This window comes from Xenococcus sp. PCC 7305 (assembly GCF_000332055.1).
Classification (GTDB): Bacteria; Cyanobacteriota; Cyanobacteriia; order Cyanobacteriales; family Xenococcaceae; genus Xenococcus.
In genome coordinates, this window is the sequence record NZ_ALVZ01000115.1 from 1 (window position 1) to 21229 (window position 21229).

The window sequence follows — 21229 nt, forward strand, 5'->3', positions numbered from 1 at the left end:
AATAGACCTCTTGCATAATTAATTGAGGGTATTTCTATAAACCCCTAATCATAATGTATATAGCGATTGGTCAAAATCGCTGAAACAACCAAAACTCGTATTTTTGCAAGAGGTCTAATAATAGCATCTGGTAATTTCAACCTAAATTGTTGACGAATTTCAATAATTTTTTCTAGCAGCAGAATTTCCGTTGATACTAGATCAATAACCTCAACTCGCTGAACAAACTGTTGGAAAAGCCGGTAATCTGCTTGAGTTAGACCTGAAAATGCCAGAAACTCAATTTGACTAATGACTGAAATTCCTATCCAATCAGCATTTTGCAACAATCGAACTAGTTGAGAATTTCCCTTGAGTAGTGCAATGATCGCATTCGTATCTAACAAGTAGCGATTACCACTCATCACGGAGATTCCTTTGCATTGCGACAGCATCTCCTTGCCAGTTTAATTTACCTGCCAAATCAGAGAAATCATATTTGAATTGCGACTTCTCGGATGATGTTACTAGTTTCATAATTTTTTCTTGAGTGAACTCTAAAATCGAATCTCGAAGAAAAGAACTTGCGTTAGTAATCTCAATTCCTACCAATTCTCCTGCCTCATTTAGCTCAGCAGTAATGTTGGAACTAATTTCTACTTTATTAGCCTCTAGCTCATCAGCAATAGTTAAATGAATAATATCCTCTTTCTCAAAGTATTTCATTTTAGCTTTACTCATTGACAAGATACCTCCCAGTTTTTAGGCAAAATCGATTTTATTGACCTTTTGTTGAATGTATAGTTCCAGGATAAACGTCTGTTTGATTACCTAAAACATTTTAATCTAAAAAACCAACTATAGCGATCGCAATTCTCCATCCTAAAAATCATGCAATATAGTCTATAAGTCCATTAAGTTGAGAAAATCTTACTTTTTCAAGCAAATCCATAATGTTTGATTAGAATCGGAAAGATTGCCTTTTTGCTTAAATTCAATACAGATTATATGCTCAACTACATTTGGTGTGGAATCATTTTAATATCAGTGGTGGTTGGATCTTTCACAGGAAAAATTGATGCAGTCACAGGAGCTGCGATCGCAAGTGCGGAAACTGCCGTAGAACTTTCCATCGGATTAATTGGCATCATGGCACTTTGGTTAGGCATGATGAGTATTGCCGAAAGCTCTGGTTTAGTGGAACTGATTGCTAAACTTGTTCGACCAATCACGATTTGGCTTTTTCCCGATGTGCCCCCAGACCATCCCGCTATTGGTTCTATAGTGTTAAACATGGCAGCTAATATGCTGGGATTAGGCAATGCGGCTACTCCTTTGGGACTCAAAGCCATGCAAGAATTACAGGAGCTCAACCCTCAGAAAGATCAGGCTACCGATGCTATGTGTACGTTTTTAGCCATTAACACTTCCAGTATTCAATTAATCTTGCCGGCGACAGTTGTCGGACTGATGGGAATTCAAGCTAGTCAAATTTTTCTGCCGACGATCGCAGCAACACTTATGTCCACAATTGCGGCGATTATTGCCGTGAAAATTCTCTCCCAAATGAAGACTTTTAAGCTTAAGCAAGAAGAGGAGGTATAAATGGTTGAATCTCTAGCCGACATTTTTAATGTAGGAGCAAAATATATTATTCCTCTCCTGTTAGCGGTCATCCCCTGTTACGGTTTGGTTGTCAAAAAAGTCAAGGTTTATGAAGTATTTGTCGAAGGGGCAAAAGAGGGATTTAATATCGCAATCAGAATTATTCCTTTTTTAGTCGCATTTTTAGTGGCGATCGGCATGTTTCGCGCTTCTGGCGCTTTAGATATTTTAATTGGTATCCTTGCTCCAGCCCTGAATTTTATAGGTTTTCCGCCAGAAAACTTACTTCTGGCATTAATGCGACCTCTATCTGGCAGTGGTTCTTTTGGTTTATTGGCTGATTTAGTGAAACAATATGGGCCAGATTCTCTCTTCGCCAAAATTGGTGCCACAATGTTTGGCTCAACTGAAACAACTTTTTATGTTCTTGCCGTCTATTTTGGTTCAGTAGGAGTTAAAAAAGTACGTCATGCATTACTTGCCGGGTTAATTGCCGATCTCGTGGGCATTTTTAGTGCAGTTTATATCTGTCAATTGTTGTTTGGTTGATTCAGATTGCTCAACACGGTCTCGATCTAGGTAGTATCTAGTTGCTCCGAGAGCTTTAAGGTAAAATATTAGCTCAGTTATCTATCTGTTTTGAGGTGGGTGGGAACGGTATTAGACTAATCTTTTTTGATTAGCTACTGTCTGCGCAGACCCACCGAGAGACTTTTAAGCTGGGAGTAATCGCGCAGTTTACCGCATATTGAAGATCATATTTACGGCAAATCAAATCATCTCCCTGAGAGTTATAGCAAGCATCAGATTCATCCCCTATTATTTATATTTACTATTTATAGGCTTTGGCTGAAGCTCTAATCCAAATGGATGCAGCCAGAGTAAAAGGAATGAGAATAAAGATTGCCCCAGAAATTACAGGATGTTCTCTAACGGTCAAACTAGATATCATTACGGCGACACCCATTCCACAGTAGAGCAAACCAACTAAAGGTATTGCAATGACGAGTAAAGCAAATTTGTCGTTAGAGTCCATATTTTTAAAGAATGAAAGATGAAGGATGAAGGATGAAGAATGAAGGTCGTTCATAATTCATCCCTTTTACTTTAACAACCTTGCCTATAGCCAATTACCAATGAGCACAAAAGGAGCCCAGTAATAAGGGTGACTATATTGATCCTGATTCTGTAACAGTTGTAATTGGGCCTCTCGCAAAGCTTCTGCTTTACTAATTTCCTGGTTTTGATTGAGGTTTTGATAAAAATACCCCATTAATTCTGCGGTAGCTTCATCATTAGCACCCCATAAAGTCGCGATCGTGCTCTGAGCCCCAGCTCTGACAGCTACTCCAGCTAATCCTAAGATAGCTTGATTATCTCCTTGGGCAGTTTCACAAGCACTGAGAACTAATAGTTCAATGGGTTGAGAACCTCGACGATTGCGAACACTTAGTAGATCATCAAATTGTTTCACATTAATCAACAAATCTTCTTCCTTATCTGACGGGCTACCACTCAAAATAAAAGTTTGATCAGATGTAGAGCCGAATTGACCATGAGTTGCTAAGTGAACGATGGGATAATCAGCTGTCTCTAATTGTTCACGCAGGGTTTGGGAGGTAAATTGGTCGTTCAACAACACTTTAGAATTAGGGAAAATATCAAGAATTGAATTTAATTCTCTTTCTACCTCTTTAATCTCACCGAAATTATATTTCTCATTTCCTTGAGTGGTTCCTGCGGCCAAAACCTTAATTGGTTGACGTTTTAAGGGTTGGGGATTGGTAAGTTGTAGCCCAGAAGTCAAAGCGATATTGTAATCTTTTTCAATTAGATATTCTTCGCCATCATAAAGTAGCGACATGGGGATACTGCGCAAAGGCCCATCAAGCACAAAAACTAAGGTTTTAATCCCATTTTCTTGAAAAAGAGGTTCCGCATCGGCAATTAACCAATCATAAATTTCCGTTGCTAGAGGTAAAATTTCTCTGTTAAGGGAAGCATCTAGAGATTTTTGCACCTCCTCGACAGATTTTTGGATCTCTTCTTGTTGTTGTGAACTACCTCGCGCATTGCGAAAAGCTTCAGCAAATCCGGGATTAGTCAAAGTTTTGCGACGCAGTTCTGTAATTGTGTTATTGACTTTCTGCGGCGTAATGGGAGTTGTATATAGTTGCAGAGGTTTTTCGGGCAGAGTCACAATCACCTCTAGACGATCTTCTAAGATAATTGGGTAAATAACGGCTGCACTATTATCCACATCATCAATCAAGACTGTATCTTCGGCCACGGGAGAACAGGGATCACTAAAGAAGTTGTCAAGTTCCGCAATTTGCAGAGATTCCAAAACTTTTCGGGCTTCTTCTAACTGATTTGTTGTCGGTTCTTCGTCTAGTAGTAGAGCTATATATTCCCGGAATATGTTTTCGACCGGTGTTGTCGCCAAATCACTACGCAAAGCACTAATCGTATTGAAAGATGCTTTGTAGGAAGCGAGGGCGGCTTCTCTATCTTCTTGAGCCGCTTCTAGGTTGTTTGAGCGAGCTGAAATTTTGCCTTGCTGAGCCAAAATTCTCCCTAATTGAGCATGCCAACGATAGGCAATTTCGGGAGATTCGATAGTCGGAGCCAATTTCAGAGCTTTTTCTGTCAGTTGGCGAGCTTCTTGGTATTTTTCTTCTTGTTCATAAAGATAACCTAAATAACCTGTCGCTTCAGCCTCAGCAACAGAATTATCAATTTCTTGGGCGAAAGTAATGGCATCAGCAAGTATTTGGGCTGTGTTGCCATCGAGAATATCTTGTCGGATTAAGCTTTGGGCAAAATTGATGCGGGCAAAAACGCCGGCACGAGTTGAGGGTAAATTGCTTAGTTGAGGTCTGATCTCTGTAGTTAGTCTATTTATTTGAGGTTGAACTTCTCTGTCTAGACCAGATACTAAGTTGTCAGTTCCACGATCAATTTTCTTTTGGAAATTGGCATCGGGGATACCTAGGACATCCGGATTATCATTGAGGTCTACGATCGCTGTTTGCCAGAATTCCTGCATATCCAGCAACATACTCAGATGATTCATTTGGGCTTTGAGTCTGTTGATCGGAGATTGGGCAGAGCTCGCTGCCTCCTCATAATAACTGATCGCTGCTTGATAAGATTTGACGGCACTATCTATAGAACCGTTGCGGTTAAGAATATTGTCGAGGGCAATTGTTTGGGGAGGGAATTGGCTTTGCTCTTTGTTGGCGATCGCTCTGGAGGTGTTTCCCAAACTCAAAAGAGCAGCGGTTTCTTGCCGAGGGTCTTCAAGGGCCTGCGCGACCTTTAAACTCTGATTGATCGCGACAAACGCGACTTGAGGATAATTACTATTGGTAAAATAATCTCCTAAACGTAATAATCCCGTTGCCTGACTAAGACTATAGGGTTCATCGAGCAACGGCTCCAGAAAGGCAAAGCTAGAATCGGGCTCTAGTAGATCAGCTAAATCATCTACTGAGGCTTGATTTGGCAATTCTTGTTCTAAGGGTGGGGCATCGTCTAAAAGCTCAAAACAATTAATTTTTTTAATGTCAAAAGCGTCGAGCACGGTTTTACAAGAGTCGCCATACAGCCCCAATGCTTGCTGGGCAGTGGCTGTATTAATTAGACTCGCGGTCTGCTGCTCTTTATTACCATTGAGGGCATAAACTTCAGCAGCTTCTTCCCATGTAGCGATCGCCTGTTCTAATTGTCCTGTCTCATAAAATTCTTTGCCCTGTTGCGCCAAAAACTGAGGTTGACTTGAGGCTTCTGTTTGAGATAGCACTGGGATCATTAACGCTGAAACCAGTCCCAATCCCGCAAGCAAGATCGTAGTGAATATTTTAGGAATTTTCCCAGATTTCAACGATTGACAAATCGGAGAGCGAGATAATGAGAGAAGAAACCGTTTGAGCTTTAAAAAATATTTCATGATTAACAGGCCAACAATTAACAATTAACAAAGAAGTTAGAAAGGAAAATATTCCAAAGAAAAATAAAGTCCATCCTCTTGGAGCGTGCGATCGCGATCTTCTACCTCAACTAAGGGAATCCCCCAATCTATACGGGCTCGTAGTCTTTCATCAAGCAATAATTGCAAACCAACTCCCAAGGAAGCAACTGTATCTTCGTCTTGATTGGGTAATTCTTGCTCACCCCAAACTGTACCAAAATCTGCAAAGGGAATGACCGCGACGCTGCTTTGTCGATTATTCCACCGCAGAACTGGCACTCTCAATTCGGCTGAAACCAATAATCCACTGTCTCCGAGAAGGGAATCCTGACGGTAGCCCCGCACAGTATCAATGCCGCCCAAGCTAAACTGTTCTAGAGGCACCAACTCGTTATTAGATACTTGAATATCGGAACGAAGTAGAAAATTAATATTCGATTGGGAATTGATTAGTTTTAGCCATTGAGCTTGGCCTCGCCACGAGAAAAACTCGCCATCAGGGCCATCGTCATTGATGGTGCTGTCAAAGATATCTAACCCAAAATTAAATTGCGATCGCGCGGCCAAAACGTCTCTTCTGGTTCTGCGAGTCCAATCTTGAAAGAAACGAATCGCGTTAATGCGAGTTTTGCCATCATCAGTAGCTCCGGGGGATAGAGGGAAAGGCTGTCCCAACAATTCAGTTTCGTTTGCCTGACGAGAAAACTCCAATCCCAAGGCCATTTCTTGGGTAGAGTTGGGGGTTGCGGATAAGATAATTGGTTGTCGAACTACAACTTCAAATTCATCAGTTCTCGATTCAATATCAAGATCATCAAAAGGCGGCTCGATAATTTCGCTAGTGATATAACGATAACGCACTCCAAAACTGCCATCTAAAGAATTGAATGGCACATTATAGTCAAAGTTATAATCGTTACTGCCATCAGTATTTTTATAAATCAAACTCAGCCGATCTGCTAGACCCGCAAAGTTGTTATGGTTAATTTCAATTCCCCGTTGAAAACTGCCGACACTAGGAGTCCGACTATTATTGGCAAAAATTACGGGTTCAAAAGCATTTGCTTGGTTAACTTCGATATCTAACAACCAGCGATCGCGCCTGGTGCCGACAGACAATTCGGCATTTAAATTTTCAATTAAAGGATTGAGTTGCAAAAGTTGTAGTGCTTCTTGCAGTTCATTCAGATTAAATGGGGTCTTGGTTCCTCTTTCTAGACGAGAGCTAATATATTTCTCTGATAATCTCCCACCTTTAACTTGAACGCTTAGACGCTCGATCGTGCCTTCGATTACTTGTACGGTGACAATCCCATTTTCAACGCTTTGCACGGGAACCACCGCACCTGAGTTGATATAACCAGCATCCTTATATTTTTCGGCAACAATAGTCTCTACTTGGAGCAGGTCAGCAAAACTAACCGCAGCGTTTACATAGTCGACTAATAAATCCTGAATTTCTTGATCACTAAATGCCGTATTGTCTTTGATAAGAAATCCTTTAACTTCAAACAGTAGGTTGGGATCTCCTTGTTCTAGATCTGAAGGGATTTGAGGAGTTTCTATCAGATCTTCTAAAGGCGGTAAAGTTTCTCTTGGAGTAATCAGGGAATCGTTATCATTGCGGGGTAGAGAACCTGGAGGTATTCTATCTAATTGGTCTAATTGATCGCGAGGTATTGTTGTATCTATCTGAGCTAAAACATTTTTCCCTGTCCCCGCGATCACAATCAGCGAAACTGGCACTGCTGCGATCGCGCCAAATAGAACAATTGAATAGATATCTTTTATGAGCGGAAAATATTTTTGCTTCATGTTGAGTACAAGAATAATGAAGATAGAGCTTATTTACTGATAGAGAGTTCAAGTACAATTGAGCAACGCTATTATGAGACATCACTCTGTAAAAATACGTAGATCCAACAAACATAAATATAAAGCCTAGGACGAAATAAAGTATCGCGATCGAAAATTTCTTAACTTTTTGCTTAACAATTACTCAGAAAATCGAATTGAGATTATTGCTTGTCGATAATCATCACGAATCTACTCAATCTGCGATCGTCAATCTTCCAACTTTGTGCTCAATAAAAGCTAACTAAGAATAGGTAATCAAGAACGAAAGTTAATTTCTGTAAATTAATGTTCAACTTTGACCGCTAGTAGCAGTTTTGCTCTGTATAATCACTGACATCTAAATTGAACTAACAACCCTATTTAGAGGAGCTAAAATTGACAAGAAGATTATCGCTACTACTATCTTTGAGCTGCTTCACCATTGGCCAAGGAATTTTACTAAAACCTTCTACCGCACAGGTTTCCCCTGATGGCACAACCAACACAACAGTCGGGGTTACTGGCAATGATTTTACTATTGAACAAGGCGATCGCGCTGGCGGCAATTTATTTCATAGTTTCAGCGATTTCTCCGTTCCTACAGATGGTTCGGCATTTTTCAATAATGCAGCGGATATAGTCAATATTTTTTCAAGAGTTACGGGTGGAAACATTTCTAATATTGACGGATTACTAGGTGCAAATGGCGGCGCCAATTTATTTTTGCTTAACCCCGCAGGTATTATTTTTGGCGAGGGAGCCAGGTTAGATATTGGAGGCTCTTTTTTTGGCAGTACAGCTGATAGTATTGTCTTTCCTGATGGCGAATTTAGTGCGACAAATTTAGCTAATCCTCCTTTGCTGACGATCAACGCGCCGATTGGTTTAAGTTTTCGCGACAATCCTGGCGATATTGTTAATCGTTCTGACTTAAGAGAAACAACAACTATTAATCAAGGCACAGATTCAGAACGGACTGTTGTCACTAGAATTGGCTTACAGGTAGAGCCAGGAAATAACATTACTTTAGTTGGTGGCAATATTTTCCTTGATGACAGTGGATTAACAGCTCCCGGGGGGATTATCAACTTAGGCGGATTATCCGCAGCAGGAGACATTGGGATTAATCCTGATGGAAGCCTTACTTTTCCTGATGGTATAACCAGATCGGACATAGCTTTAACGAATAATGCTGACGTTAACGTTAGTGCTGGTGGTGGCGGTTCTATTAATGTGGATACTCGTAGTCTTACTATTAGCGAGCGCAGTAAACTAATTGCTGGCATTGCAGAAAATAGTGGTTTCCCAGGAGCGCAAGCAGGAGATATTACGGTTAATGCTACAGAAGCCGTCAGAATCTTTGGCGTTAATCAGGGAACAGCCTTTCCAGGATTTGAATCAGAAATTACTAATAGTGTTGGGGTAAACTCAAGATTTAGGGATAGTTCTGATACGAGTAGTAATGGTTTGGGAAATGCGGGAAATATAGTTGTTAATACTAATGTCTTAGAAGTATATAATGCTGGAAAGTTAGTATCCATTGTTAATCCTCAAGCAGAGGGGGATTCGGGAGATATTCTGGTTAATGCCAATACTATTCTGTTAGATGATGGGGATATCCTCAGCATAACAGTTCGCGTAAAAGGCAATGTAGGAGATGTTACACTCAATGGTGCTGAGTCGGTGAGCATCATTAATGGCGGCTTACTAACCGCTCAGTCAATTGGTGATACGGAGGGGAATTCCGGCAATATCAAAATTGAGACAAAATCTTTTAATCTTCAAGGAAGATCTCTGATTATAGCTGATAAACAAAGTGGCATCGGTAATGCCGGAACCATAACGATTAACGCTACAGAGTCAGCTGCTATTGAAGGCTTAGACGAAGATCCTTCTGAAACATTTCCCCAAATTATCACCCAATTGCAAGGTGACGCTATTGGAAGTGCGGGGAATATCGTCATCTCTGCGCCAAACATTTCCCTAGCCAATTTTGCTTTGGTTTCTGCTAATGCTACACAAAGTTCCATTGGGGAACCTGGTACAGTAACTCTTAATGGAGAGAGTATAAGTATCACGAAAGGGGCGATTGTTGACGTTTTATCAGAAACGAATTTTGATGGCGGAGATATTAATATTAATGCGGACTCTTTAGAACTAAGTGATGGAGGGAAAATAGTTGCGGGAAATGATGAAAGTGCTAATGCCGGCAATATTAATCTAAATCTTACGGGAGATCTCATTGTAGAAAATGGTAATCCTCCAGGTGATTCGCCCTTCAATGAACAAATATTACAAGATTTAACCTTTGAAACTGGTATTTTTGCCAATAATGCTTCTGGTTCTACAGGAAATGGTGGCAATATTTCGATTGTGGCTGATCTAATTATATTTGAAGAGCAAGGCTCTATTTCTACTGGAACATTCTCCGGTAATGGTGGTGATATCAATATTAATACAGACTTTATTATTGCAATTCCCAATAAAAACAGTGATATTATCGCTAATGCGATCTCTGGGAATGGCGGAAATATCAATATTACAGCTGAAGCTCTTTTCGGGATTGAAGAAAGAAGTTCGACTCCTCCCAATCAAACTAATGATATTGATGCTAGTTCTGAGTTTGGTTTAGATGGTAACGTCTCAGTTGTGACCCCTGATATTAATCGGTTGCAAACTGATATCGAATTACCAAATAGTCTTGTTGAATCAGAACAAACAGTTGCTCAAGCTTGTCAGAGCGATCGCTCTTCGGGAGAAGCTAGTGGCTTAATCGTCAAAGGGAAAGGTGGGGTTCCTTCTGTCCCTACTGATGCTTTTAATTCCGACAATATCTTGATCGAGGAGCAAAATACTTATGAGAATCTTCAAGCTCGCAATCCAGAAATCAAACCTATTAAAACTGGCATGGGAGACATTTATCCAGCCAGAGGGATCATTAAAACAGCCGATAATAAAATCATTTTAACTGCCTATACTACAGATAAGATCAATTCGCGAACTCCTCACGTCTCGCCTAACTGTAGTTGATAAAGTTGGGGGTCAACATCGATGAAGTTCAACTTGAGGGATCTGAAAAATCGCGAATTCCTTCACCCTTTTCTTAACAAAAACTAACCGAAAAATAGTAAATCAAGAACAGAAGTTAATTTATATGAATAATATTCAAGTTTGATAATTTGTCAAAGTTTTGCTCTGTATAATCACTAGCATCTAAATTGCAATACTAACACCATTTAGAGGAGCTGAAGTTGAAAAAAAGATTATCGCTACTACTATCTTTGAGCTGCTTCACCATTAGCCAAGGAATTTTCCTAAAACCATCTAACTCACAAGTCTCTCCTGATGGCACAACCAACACAACAGTCGGGATTACGGGCAATGATTTTACTATTGAACAAGGCGATCGCGCTGGTGGTAATTTATTTCATAGTTTCAGCGATTTCTCCGTTCCTACAGATGGTTCGGCATTTTTCAATAATGCAGCGGATATCGTCAATATTTTCTCAAGAGTTACGGGTGGAAATATCTCCAACATCAATGGATTGCTAGGTGCAAATGGCGGCGCCAATTTATTTTTGCTTAATCCCGCAGGTATTATTTTCGGCGAAGGAGCAAGCTTAGATATTGGAGGCTCTTTTTTTGGCAGTACTGCCGATAGTATTGTCTTTCCCGATGGCGAATTTAGTGCGACAAATTTAACTAATCCTCCTTTGCTGACGATCAATGCGCCGATTGGTTTAAGTTTTCGCGATAATCCTGGCGATATTGTTAATCGTTCTGGGGCTGATGATGTGGGGTTGCAAGTCCCCCTAGGAGAGAACATCACTCTAGTTGGCGGAAATATTAATTTACAAGGCGGAATAATTACTGCCCCAGGCGGCACTGTAGAATTAGGCGGATTGTTGGCAGCAGGCGAAATTGGCATCAATCTTGATGGCAGTCTTAGTTTTCCTGATGGAATCGTCAGAGCAGATGTGACTTTAACCAATCAAGCCGCAGTAAATGTAAGAGCTGGGGGAGGTGGTTCTATTAATGTTAATGCTCGAAATCTTACGCTTACAGATCAAAGTGAACTATTTGCCGGGATAGCGGAAAATATGGGTTCTCCAACTGCCCAGGCTGGAGATATCACTATCAATGCGACCGAATCAGTGCGAATCATCGGACAAGAAAGCCAACTAACAGAGAGAACAACAGAATCCGTCTTTTTTCAAAGAGCTTTGGGAGTAGGTATTCGTAATAATGTGGGCGTCTCCTCGGCAAGAAGAACTGGTAATGGCAGAAGTAATGCAATAGGGAATGCTGGTGATATCACAATTGAAACCAATATATTAGAAGCAACCAATGTAGCATCAATAAGCAGCGATACATTTGGTGTGGGGGATGCAGGGAATATTAACCTCAATGCTCGTTCAATAACTATTGATGGAAGAGATGCTGTCGTGAATTCTCGGGTTAGAGGCGGCTTGGAGAGAGATATCGCAACAGGAAATGGTGGTGATATAAACATTAATACGAATAGTTTATTTTTTAACAGTGGCCAAATAAACGCAGGTGTTTTGGGTGGAGCTGAAGGAAATGCGGGAAATGTTAGTATCCGAGCGTTAGGCAATATATCTGTGGTTGGTAGTGGTCAAATTTCAGTGCAAGTATTAAATAATGCAACAGGAAATAGTGGCAATATAGATATTGATACAGGATCTTTAACTGTTAATGGCTCAAGAATATTGGCAGATAATCAAGGCACGGGAAATACAGGTGATATAACCATTAATGCAACTGATTCAATTGTCTTAGATAGTATTGATCAAACCATTGATAGTGCTATCGATAATCGTATTAGTCTAATTATTTCCCAATTGCAAACAGACGTCGTGGGAGAAGGTGGCGACATTACTATCTCTGCGCCTTCGATTTTCCTCAATAATTTTTCCTTAATTTCTACTAATATTGCTCAAGGTTCAGTGGGAGAAGCAGGAAATATTACGATTAATGCTGGCACAATCAATCTCAACAATGGGTCAGTGATCGATGCTTTAACTGAAACAAATTTCGATGGGGGAGATATTACGATTAATGCAGACTCTCTAAGATTAAGTAATGGAGGCAAGATCGTTACAGGGGCTGATATCGGTGGTAATGCGGGAAGTATTAATCTCAATATTACTGGAGACATTGTCTTGAATAATGCAAACCCTGCTGCAGGATCTCCCTTTGATGAGCCAAACTTACAGGAAATAGAATTACAAACGGGAGTTTTTGCGAATAACTTCCCTAACTCTACAGGGAATGGTGGAAGTATTAATATTTCTGCTGATTCAATTGACTTTGAAGATCAAGGCTCCATCTTAGTGGAAACTGTCTCCGGAGAAGGTGGGAATATTACTTTAAGAGTTAATGAGCTGATTTCTTTGCGAAATAATAGTCTCATTTCTGCTGAAGCAGGGGGCACTGGAAACGGAGGGAATGTGACGATTAATACCAACTTTATTGTGGCTTATCCTAATCAAAACAGTGATATTCTAGCCAGTGCCAACCAGGGACAAGGAGGGAATATTAATATTACCGCTGAAGCTCTTTTTGGTATCGTAGAAAGAAGCTCCACTCCTCCCAATCAGACTAATGATATTGATGCTAGTTCTGAGTTTGGTTTGGATGGTACCGTCTCGATTGTGACACCTGATATTAATCGGCTACAAACTGATATCGAATTACCGAATGGTCTTGTTGAATCAGAACAAACAGTTGCTCAAGCTTGTCAGAGAGATCGCACTTCGGACAAAGCTAGTGGTTTAATCGTCAAAGGAAAAGGTGGGGTTCCGCCCATTCCCACTGAAGCTTTTGACTCCGAGACTATCCTCGTTGAGGAACAAAATACTTCTGGAAATCTTCAGTCTCAAAACCCAGAAATCAAACCTATCCAAACTAGTATGGGAGACATTTATCCAGCCAGAGGCATCATCAAAACAGAAGATGGCAGGATTGTCTTAACTGCCTATACTACTACGGATGACATTAATACTCGAACTCCTCATGTTTCATCGAACTGTAGTTGATGAAATTGGATGGTCTGCGATTAAATAGAGTGATACTGTGCCACCTTAGATAAACCCCTAAGCGTTTTTCTCAACAAAACTTTACAATGAGAAAAACCTCTCTAAAAATAAAATTTATGCATTTAACTTATTTTGATAGCAACTCTTGGTTGATTGAAATAGACGGAACGAGAATATTGCTTGATCCCTGGTTAGTGGGAGACCTCACTTTTGGCAGTGCCACCTGGCTATTTAAGGGGACGAAAAACAATGCTCATCCGATCCCAGAAAACATAGACTTAATCTTACTTTCCCAGGGATTGGAAGATCATGCTCATCCGCCAACTTTAAAAGAATTAGATCATAATATTCCCGTTGTTAGCTCTCCTAATGCAGAGAAAGTAGTACAAGAGTTGGGATATTCTCATATTACTGCGATCACCCATGGGGAAAGTCAGACGATCAAAGATAAAGTAGAAATTACAGCAATTCCTGGCTCTCCTATTGGCCCAACTTTAATTGAAAATGCCTATATTATTAAGGGCCTAGAATCTGGGAAAACAATTTATTACGAACCTCACGGTTATCATTCCCAGGAGATTAAATCTGCCGAATCGATAGATGTAGTGATCACTCCCCTAATTAATCTCAAATTGCCGCTGATCGGTGCAGTGATTAAAGGACAAAAAACCGCTTTGGAATTATGCCGAGCGGTTAAACCTCAAGTAATCCTTTCTACTGCCGCAGGAGGGGATGTTAGTTTTGAAGGGCTGTTGCTGGCGATTCTCAAAGCAGAAGGGACAGTTGAAGAATTCAATGAGCTACTGAAGCAAAAAGATTTATCGACTATTGCGATCGATCCTCAATCGGGAGAAAGCATAGAATTATCCTTGGTTTAGTAATTCCTGATAAAGAAGGTCCCATTAGTGTAAGGGTGCATCGCGATGCACCCTTAACTTGGTCAAAATACTTCCAGAAATTACCTTACGGTAAAAGATCTAGCAGCAATCTCAAAAGTTTCTTGAACATTTGACCAGCGCTGCTCAGAAGTTGAAATGTTGAAAGTGAAGAGCTGACCACGACTAACAGCAACACTAGAGACATTATGTCGAATTACATCATTAGGCAGAGTAACTTCGTACTCGAAAATATAATAGGTTTGGTCATCTCTTTGGCGAGACTCAGCAGAGATAAATTCGGTTTCGCGATCGCGATCGTCATTTACAGCCTTAAAAAAGCGATAGCCTACTTCTGTCGGAGTTCCCAAGTCCTCAAGGGTTTCTTCTGCGGGAACATCACTAACAATGACGCTAAGATTCTCACTTCTTTCGACCAGATCTCGATAGACAACGCTAACATTTGAGGATGCCCCAGACACAGTTACAGGTATCCAGCCATTAGGATAGAGAAATTCATATCCAGCAGACGGATTAACATAACTTTGGACACCACTAATTCCCGCAGAACAACTGGAAATTAAAGTAGTTAGAGAAATTAAACATAGGGTAATTAGTAATCTGAGCATTCTTGTATTATTAAATTGATCTATTTAGTTGATCTGCCAAACAAAAAGGTGGGATAGCCCACCTCACTTTATAATCTAATGAAACATGTAACGAAATAAATTTTTTTTAGCTGGCACCAGTCGCGAACACAGCAACAGCGATCGCGCCAACTGTTACAACAGCTCCAAATATCCCCACAAAAAGAAAGTTACGTTTTTCTGATGGAGTCGGAGGTTCTGCTTGATACATTTGAGGCTCTCTCGCAAAATTGTTCAGTCTTCCCCCTTCTTCAGTGGTATAAGGCATATTTGTAAGCTCCCCTAGATTTTTTAAAAAAATTGATTAATGTAAATACTATTCGTATCATCTTACAACATTTCTTTACATTGTGCGATAAAAAGAATCAATGTCACATATTCCCCAACCTAATCATTTTTGCGGAAGACATCCCGTAGGTCAGAAATTCAAGAATCGTTAAAATCGTCTCCCAAGCACCATCCGAGAAAGATTAAAAAACAAAAAACACCGCTCCATGAGACCCAATAACTAAGCCAATTTAGAAGCCAGATGGGAATATAAAGCAAACTACCTGTTAAGATCCAATTTCCCAATAACAGTAAAAGCACAATGGTTATAATTTCCACTACTTAAAATCTCGTTAACAATGATAGGCATCTCAATCCATATAGCAGAGAATGGAGAACAGTTCTCATTCTTACAATATCGGCATAAATTAATCTATGACAATCCTACCTAAATTTTGATAGCTTCTTGGCTTTTCGTTCCCCGTTCCCCGTTCCCAATAATCTTTATAAATAACTTTTAATGGCTATCTTTCTTACCTTTAGTGTTTTAGGTCTGGCTCTAATTGCTTTTGTTTTTGAGTGGTTACCAGTAGACTTAACAGCACTTATTATTACTATTGTTTTGATGCTCCTGGGACTTGTCACTCCTGAAGAGGGAATTTCTGGTTTTGGCAACACGGCAACCATCACAGTAATGGCCATGTTTATTCTCAGTGCAGGAGTTACTCGTACCGGATCAATTCAAGTAGTTAGAGATTTGCTTATAAAATGGGGTGGCAAAACTATCTCACGGAAAATTTTATTGATGGGAGCGATCGTTGGACCCATTAGTGCAGTAATTAATAATACTGCGGTAGTCGCCATTTTTATTCCGATCATTGAAGATTGGAGCAATAAACAAGGAGTTTCTGTTTCAAAGTTATTGATGCCCTTATCTTTTGCTTCTATCTTAGGGGGAACATTAACTCTAATTGGGACTTCTACCAATATTTTGGCTAGTGGATTATCACAAAAGTTGGGGTATGGAGAGTTTAGCGTATTTCAATTTACAGGATTAGGTGCGATAATACTGGTTATTGGACTAGCTTATTTAGCCTTTTTCACCCCCAGAATTTTGCCTAATAGAAAGAAGGCGGAAAATGATTCTCTGGGTCAAAGTTATGAATTAAATGATTATGTGACCGAAGTTGTAGTTTCTGAAACATCAAGTCTGATCGGAAATACTTTAAGAAATAGTGAGATTCAGCGCAAGTTTGATATTGATGTTCTAGAGCTAATTCATGATGGTATGCATTTTCCTCCGCCGATCGCCGATAAAAAAATCAGTGCGGGGGATATTCTAATTGTTAGAGGTAGCCGAGAAGTCGTACTCCAAATTAGAGAGGAAAAGGAAATAGAAATATTTCCCGATGTCAAATTCACTCAACAGTCTTTAGAGAAGGAACTAAATACCCAACAAGATAAAGTTGGAGAAGTTCTGATTTTATCGAATTCCCGTCTCATTGGTTCGACGCTGAGAGATTTGCGCTTTCGCCAAAGATATAATGCTACTGTCTTGGCGATTCGTCGGGGGCAGGAATTGATTCGCGATCGCTTAGGTCGAGTTCCTTTGCGTTTTGGAGATTTGTTATTGGTGCAAGGCCCCAAACAAAGTTTTTTGGGTTTGCAAACCACTAGAGAGTTGTTAGTTTTAGAACAGAAAGATGCTGAGAATTTGCGGGAAGATAAAGCAATTATTGCGATCGCGATTTGTGCGGGAGTAATCTTGGCTTCAGCTCTTAATCTGATTCCCATTATGGTTAGTGCCTTGACCGGTGTGATTTTCATGGTCTTAATGGGAATTCTCAAACCAGGAGAAATTTATGGTGCAGTACGTTGGGATGTAATTTTTTTATTGGCTGGATTGATTCCTTTAGGGATCGCTATGGAAAAGTCTGGCGCCACCGCCTTAATCGCAGAGCAATTACTCATTATTGGGACAAATCTTTCTGGCTATTGGATTTTAACTTTTTTCTATGTCATTACCTCTTTACTAACTGCCATTCTCTCTAATAATGCCGCAGTTTTGCTAATGATTCCCCTGGGGCTTCAAATCGCAGGCTCTTTAGAATTAAATCCTTTTTCTATTATGTTTGCTGTAACTTTTGGAGCCTCTAATAGTTTTATGACTCCTATTGGTTATCAGACTAATACCATGGTCTACGGCCCTGGGGGATATAAGTTTATCGATTTTGTTCGTTTAGGAACTCCTCTCAGTATTCTTATGGCAATTGTCACCCCAGCATTAATTATTTTGTTGTATGGAATCTGAATCAGTTATCAGTGATCAGTTATCAGTTATCAGTTATCAGTTATCAGTTGAGAAGATGATTTATCGTAGTTTTGGTATTTTAGTTTTTGGTTTAGTTGTAGGAGCAGAAGCTGTTCTGGCGACAGGAGCTTTGGCTCAAGAGCCTGAGTTGAAAGTAGGCATTATCCAGCGATTTGGGGATGAACTGGTTGATGAGAAAGATGAAATTGTTGAACGCATTGAGATTACTAGCACGACAGGAGATTGGCTGACCATTAGTTCCCTGGATGGACAGCAAAACCCCGAAAATACCACAGAGGACGAGTCGCAAACGGTAAAAAGTAAAAAGATTATTCTGCAAACTATAGACAAGCCCCTTGACGAACCCATTGTTTCTGAAAGAGTTATTTTGGGTAATTATTCCACGTTTGAAACCGCAGAAAACAATGCTAACTTTTGGCGCAGCGTAGGTCTTGCAGTAGAAATTGTGCAACCTGGTAGATGGCAAGTTTGGGCAAAAAGAGATGTTTATGATAGCCCGATAATTCGTCGTTTATTGCTACAAAGCTTGGCGGATAATGGTTACGATGCTCCTTATCTTGAAAGTGAATTACTCTCTACGATTCCCCAGGTAACAATTAATATTGATGGGACGGAATATCATGATAATGAAATAGCAATTGATACGCAAAAAAGTCGGGTTCGGGTTCAGGCTACTAGTAATAAATCTCAAACCAATCGTATTTATGGGGGAAGTCTGCAACTGCAACCCAATGCCTATGGCAATTTTACTTTAGTTAATCATGTGCCCCTAGAAACCTATCTGCGGGGAGTTGTGCCCTATGAAATTGGTGCTAATGCTCCGCAAAAAGCGATCGCATCACAAACTATTATTGCTCGAACCTATGCACTAAGGAATCTGCGTCGTTTTGTCGCCGATGATTATGAACTCTGTGCGACGATTCATTGTCAGGTTTACAAAGGACTGAGCGGTGCAACCAAGAGAACGGATCAGGCGATCGCGAATACTAAAGGATTAGTTTTAACCTATGAAAATGAATTAGTTGATGCGCTTTATTCTTCAACTACTGGAGGCGTTGGAGCTTCTTTTAGTGATGTTTGGGAAGGAGAAGAACGTCCTTACTTGATTCCTGTTATCGATGCACCATCTCCTCTGTGGGATCTCGATCGCTATCCTTTATCCGATGAGTCCTTGCTGCGTCGCTTCCTAAGTCTCACTCAAGGATTCAATGAAACAGGAACCAGTCGATTTCGTTGGGATAGAACCAGTAAACTTACTGATTTAAACGATGATTTCCGTCGTTATTTAACTAGAACCAATCATCCTCTGGTGAACTTTACCACGATTACCAATCTAGAGGTTACAGAGCGATCGCGATCAGGAAGAATTATCACTCTATTAGTCACAACAGATTTGGGCAATATCAAATTATTTAAAAACGAGGTCAGAAGTGCTTTTGGCCCCCCTATTAGCACTTTGTTTTATCTGGACCCTGTTTACAATCAGGCCAATGAATTAGAAGCCTATGCCTTTATTGGTGGGGGATTTGGTCACGGAGTCGGTTTGAGCCAATTTGGCTCCTATAACCTAGCCAGATTAGGTTGGTCCGCTAATCAAATTTTGGCTTTTTATTACCCCGGAACAAAAATTGAACCTTTGAATGATGACATTATTTTCTTTTCACAGTCTGAATAATAAAATTATTAACAGGACAGATGTTAGGCAGGCAAGGGGTGTTCTGATCGAGTTCCAGAGGTTCCAACGCGGTTCAAATTCTCTACGAGCTGCTTTTTGCATCTTTTCATCCATAGTGTCGGGTTTTAGAGTTTGTAGTTTGTTATTCAGTGGCACATTGATCGTGAAGGTCGGCAATTGAACGCCAAAAAGATAGATGAGTGTGGAAAATGTTATTAGTAAACGTTCAGCCCCATCCAATTGTCTGATACCCAGCACAGCTGAAGTAAGCAGGGCCAACACTGAACCGACCCAGACCAAGACAAAAATCGGCTGATTCTTCTGAATAACCCCATCGACTACCTGAAAAGCCCAGATAAACTCTCGATCATTTAAACTTTTTAGCCCAGGCATCACCACTACAGCAAAAGCAAACAGGAAGCCTGCTACTAGGGAACAGAGAAATGTAGCCGAGATTAATGTAAGCTGAAAAATTACTTCTGTTGACATAATTATAGTCTCCTTAAAATCTCAAAATATTGGTTGGCATCGCTCTAATAGGACAAACTGGGTGTTTGGTGTAAATAGGAATCATCGACCAGTTGTTTGAGGATAAAATCAGCGACATCTGCCCGGGAGATTTTCAGTTTGGAAGTCTTATCAGTACCAGGAAAACCGTGGCGATAATTACCAGTGCGATCGCCTTCAACAAAGGCTCCTGGACGCACAATAGTCCAATCCAAACCGCTTTGTCTTACATCTTGTTCTTGTATTTCATGATCAGCAAGTACATTGCGCAAGACTAGGCCAAACATGATGTACTTCCAATAGAAGTTCAGGCTACCCCAGCTATCACCTGTCCCAATAGTTGTTTGACAGATAAATCTTTGAACTCCCCTTGTCTTCATTGCTTTAACGATTTTTCTAGTGCCCTCTGAGCGAACGGTTCCAGTTAGCTTCTGCCCAGAACCAAGGGTGCAGATAACAGCATCTTGGCCTTGTACTGCCTGTTCCACAGCAGGAAGATCCAAAACATCTCCTTGAAAAATTCTGAGATTAGGATTTTTGAGATCAAGCTTAGAGGGATTGCGGGTAAATGCGGTAACTGTATGTTTCTGTTGGAGAGCTTGTTCAACTACTTCTCGACCAATAGTGCCAGTTGAGCCAAAAATTACAAGTTTCATCTATTGCTTTTCCTAAATTTACAACACCCTAAGCTTAGGAAAATGATTAAATCTCAGCTATCTAATTCTTGTGAAACTATCACGATCTTGCTATCAGTTTATCAAAAATCATGGGTTTAAAACCCCGCCCTAAAGGGCGTAATATTCTGATTTTCAATATATTTTTTAATTTTAGCTATAGGAGCACCACCACAACTAACAGCAAAGTAACTTGGGCTCCAAATATGTGCAGTATGGGGGCTTAGTTGATATTCCTTTCGGAGCATTCTACTAGAGACTCCTTTGAGGGAATTGACAATTTGGGAAACGGAAAGCTTTGGTGGGTATTCAATCAAACAATGAACATGCTCGGCTTCCCCATTGAGCTGAATTAGCTTAAACCCCATTTTCTTGGCTACTCCCGTGCAGACTTCTTCGATGAACTCTATGTGCTCACTGGAAAGTATTTTTTTGCGATACTTTGTTACAAAGACCAAGTGAACGTAGATTCCAGTAACACTGTGCCTTCCTTTTCTATAGTAAGTTTCCTTCATGCAGACCAATTATGCTACAATGACAAATATAGCATACAGACCAACCATGAAAGCTAGATACAACTACCGCATTTACCCCAAGCCAAATCAGCTACAGCGATTAGCTCAAGCAATGGGTTGCGCTCGTGTGGTATGGAATGATGCGTTGTATCTATACAAAAAGGCTGAAGCCAATAAACAAGACAGACCAAAGAAAATTAGCTCTCTCGTCATCACTCAAGCGAAAAAGACAGAGAGTCGAGCTTGGCTAAAGGAAGTTTCTTCGGTGGTACTTCAGCAATCACT

Annotated in this window: 18 protein-coding genes; 8 read left to right on the forward strand and 10 right to left on the reverse strand. The window is 40.3% G+C overall.

Annotated elements, in window-relative coordinates; translation table 11 throughout:
- Nucleotides 1–44: 44 nt before the first annotated feature.
- Nucleotides 45–404, reverse strand: coding sequence for a PIN domain-containing protein (locus XEN7305_RS05545; protein WP_006508374.1), 360 nt, complete (start codon nt 402–404; stop codon nt 45–47).
- Nucleotides 394–720 carry a DUF2283 domain-containing protein gene (locus tag XEN7305_RS28070; protein WP_006508375.1) on the reverse strand — a complete coding sequence of 109 codons (327 nt, stop codon included), beginning with the start codon at nt 718–720 and terminating at the stop codon, nt 394–396. The genes XEN7305_RS05545 and XEN7305_RS28070 overlap by 11 nt, the downstream gene beginning before the upstream one ends.
- Nucleotides 721–987: 267 nt before the next feature.
- Between XEN7305_RS28070 and XEN7305_RS05555 the strand changes: the two genes are divergently transcribed.
- Nucleotides 988–1584 (forward strand): nucleoside recognition domain-containing protein, encoded by a 597-nt coding sequence (locus XEN7305_RS05555; protein WP_006508376.1) that lies wholly within the window; start codon nt 988–990, stop codon nt 1582–1584.
- Nucleotides 1585–2133 carry a spore maturation protein gene (locus tag XEN7305_RS05560; protein ID WP_006508377.1) on the forward strand — a complete coding sequence of 183 codons (549 nt, stop codon included), beginning with the start codon at nt 1585–1587 and terminating at the stop codon, nt 2131–2133.
- Nucleotides 2134–2416: 283 nt separating this feature from the next.
- Here the strand turns inward: XEN7305_RS05560 and XEN7305_RS05565 are convergent, their stop codons facing one another.
- The 3 genes from XEN7305_RS05565 to XEN7305_RS05575 all read right to left on the reverse strand — a co-directional run bounded on the left by XEN7305_RS05565 (nt 2417) and on the right by XEN7305_RS05575 (nt 7372).
- Entirely contained in the window at nt 2417–2620 is a 204-nt protein-coding gene (locus XEN7305_RS05565; protein WP_006508378.1) for a hypothetical protein, read from the reverse strand.
- Between the two features lie 84 nt (nt 2621–2704).
- Complete coding sequence (locus XEN7305_RS05570) at nt 2705–5536, reverse strand: CHAT domain-containing protein (RefSeq protein ID WP_006508379.1); 2832 nt, start codon at nt 5534–5536, stop codon at nt 2705–2707.
- Nucleotides 5537–5572: 36 nt separating this feature from the next.
- Nucleotides 5573–7372, reverse strand: a complete 1800-nt coding sequence (locus tag XEN7305_RS05575; protein WP_006508380.1) for a ShlB/FhaC/HecB family hemolysin secretion/activation protein — start codon at nt 7370–7372, stop codon at nt 5573–5575.
- Nucleotides 7373–7789: 417 nt separating this feature from the next.
- Here XEN7305_RS05575 and XEN7305_RS05580 point away from each other — a divergent pair, with 417 nt between their 5' ends.
- The 3 genes from XEN7305_RS05580 (at nt 7790) to XEN7305_RS05590 (ending at nt 14330) form a co-directional block, all read left to right on the forward strand.
- Nucleotides 7790–10423 carry a filamentous hemagglutinin N-terminal domain-containing protein gene (locus tag XEN7305_RS05580; protein WP_006508381.1) on the forward strand — a complete coding sequence of 878 codons (2634 nt, stop codon included), beginning with the start codon at nt 7790–7792 and terminating at the stop codon, nt 10421–10423.
- A gap of 221 nt (nt 10424–10644) precedes the next feature.
- Nucleotides 10645–13452: a filamentous hemagglutinin N-terminal domain-containing protein gene (locus XEN7305_RS05585; protein WP_006508382.1), complete on the forward strand. Its 2808-nt coding sequence runs from the start codon at nt 10645–10647 to the stop codon at nt 13450–13452.
- A 116-nt stretch (nt 13453–13568) separates the two neighbouring features.
- Nucleotides 13569–14330, forward strand: a complete 762-nt coding sequence (locus XEN7305_RS05590) for an MBL fold metallo-hydrolase (protein ID WP_006508383.1) — start codon at nt 13569–13571, stop codon at nt 14328–14330.
- Between the two features lie 80 nt (nt 14331–14410).
- Here XEN7305_RS05590 and psbP read toward each other — a convergent pair whose 3' ends face one another.
- Nucleotides 14411–14956 carry a photosystem II reaction center PsbP gene (gene psbP, locus XEN7305_RS05595; protein WP_006508384.1) on the reverse strand — a complete coding sequence of 182 codons (546 nt, stop codon included), beginning with the start codon at nt 14954–14956 and terminating at the stop codon, nt 14411–14413.
- Between the two features lie 106 nt (nt 14957–15062).
- Nucleotides 15063–15242 (reverse strand): photosystem II assembly protein Psb34, encoded by a 180-nt coding sequence (gene psb34 / locus XEN7305_RS05600; protein WP_006508385.1) that lies wholly within the window; start codon nt 15240–15242, stop codon nt 15063–15065.
- Between the two features lie 519 nt (nt 15243–15761).
- On the opposite strand from psb34, the gene XEN7305_RS05605 reads away from it, so the two are divergent.
- On the forward strand, nt 15762–17552 hold the full coding sequence (locus XEN7305_RS05605) for an SLC13 family permease (RefSeq protein WP_006508386.1): 1791 nt from the start codon (nt 15762–15764) through the stop codon (nt 17550–17552).
- Complete coding sequence (locus XEN7305_RS05610) at nt 17542–19248, forward strand: SpoIID/LytB domain-containing protein (protein WP_006508387.1); 1707 nt, start codon at nt 17542–17544, stop codon at nt 19246–19248. The genes XEN7305_RS05605 and XEN7305_RS05610 overlap by 11 nt, the downstream gene beginning before the upstream one ends.
- Here the strand turns inward: XEN7305_RS05610 and XEN7305_RS05615 are convergent.
- The 3 genes from XEN7305_RS05615 to tnpA form a co-directional block, all read right to left on the reverse strand.
- A complete protein-coding gene (locus XEN7305_RS05615; RefSeq protein WP_006508388.1) occupies nt 19234–19737 on the reverse strand; it encodes a DUF1772 domain-containing protein in 504 nt (167 codons plus the stop codon). The genes XEN7305_RS05610 and XEN7305_RS05615 overlap by 15 nt on opposite strands.
- A 44-nt stretch (nt 19738–19781) precedes the next feature.
- Nucleotides 19782–20411: an NAD(P)-dependent oxidoreductase gene (locus tag XEN7305_RS05620; protein WP_006508389.1), complete on the reverse strand. Its 630-nt coding sequence runs from the start codon at nt 20409–20411 to the stop codon at nt 19782–19784.
- A gap of 116 nt (nt 20412–20527) precedes the next feature.
- Entirely contained in the window at nt 20528–20944 is a 417-nt protein-coding gene (gene tnpA, locus XEN7305_RS05625) for an IS200/IS605 family transposase (RefSeq protein ID WP_006508390.1), read from the reverse strand.
- 19 nt (nt 20945–20963) lie between these two features.
- Here tnpA and XEN7305_RS05630 point away from each other — a divergent pair.
- A partial coding sequence (locus XEN7305_RS05630; RefSeq protein ID WP_202951242.1) for a helix-turn-helix domain-containing protein occupies nt 20964–21229 on the forward strand: 266 nt, incomplete at its 3' end.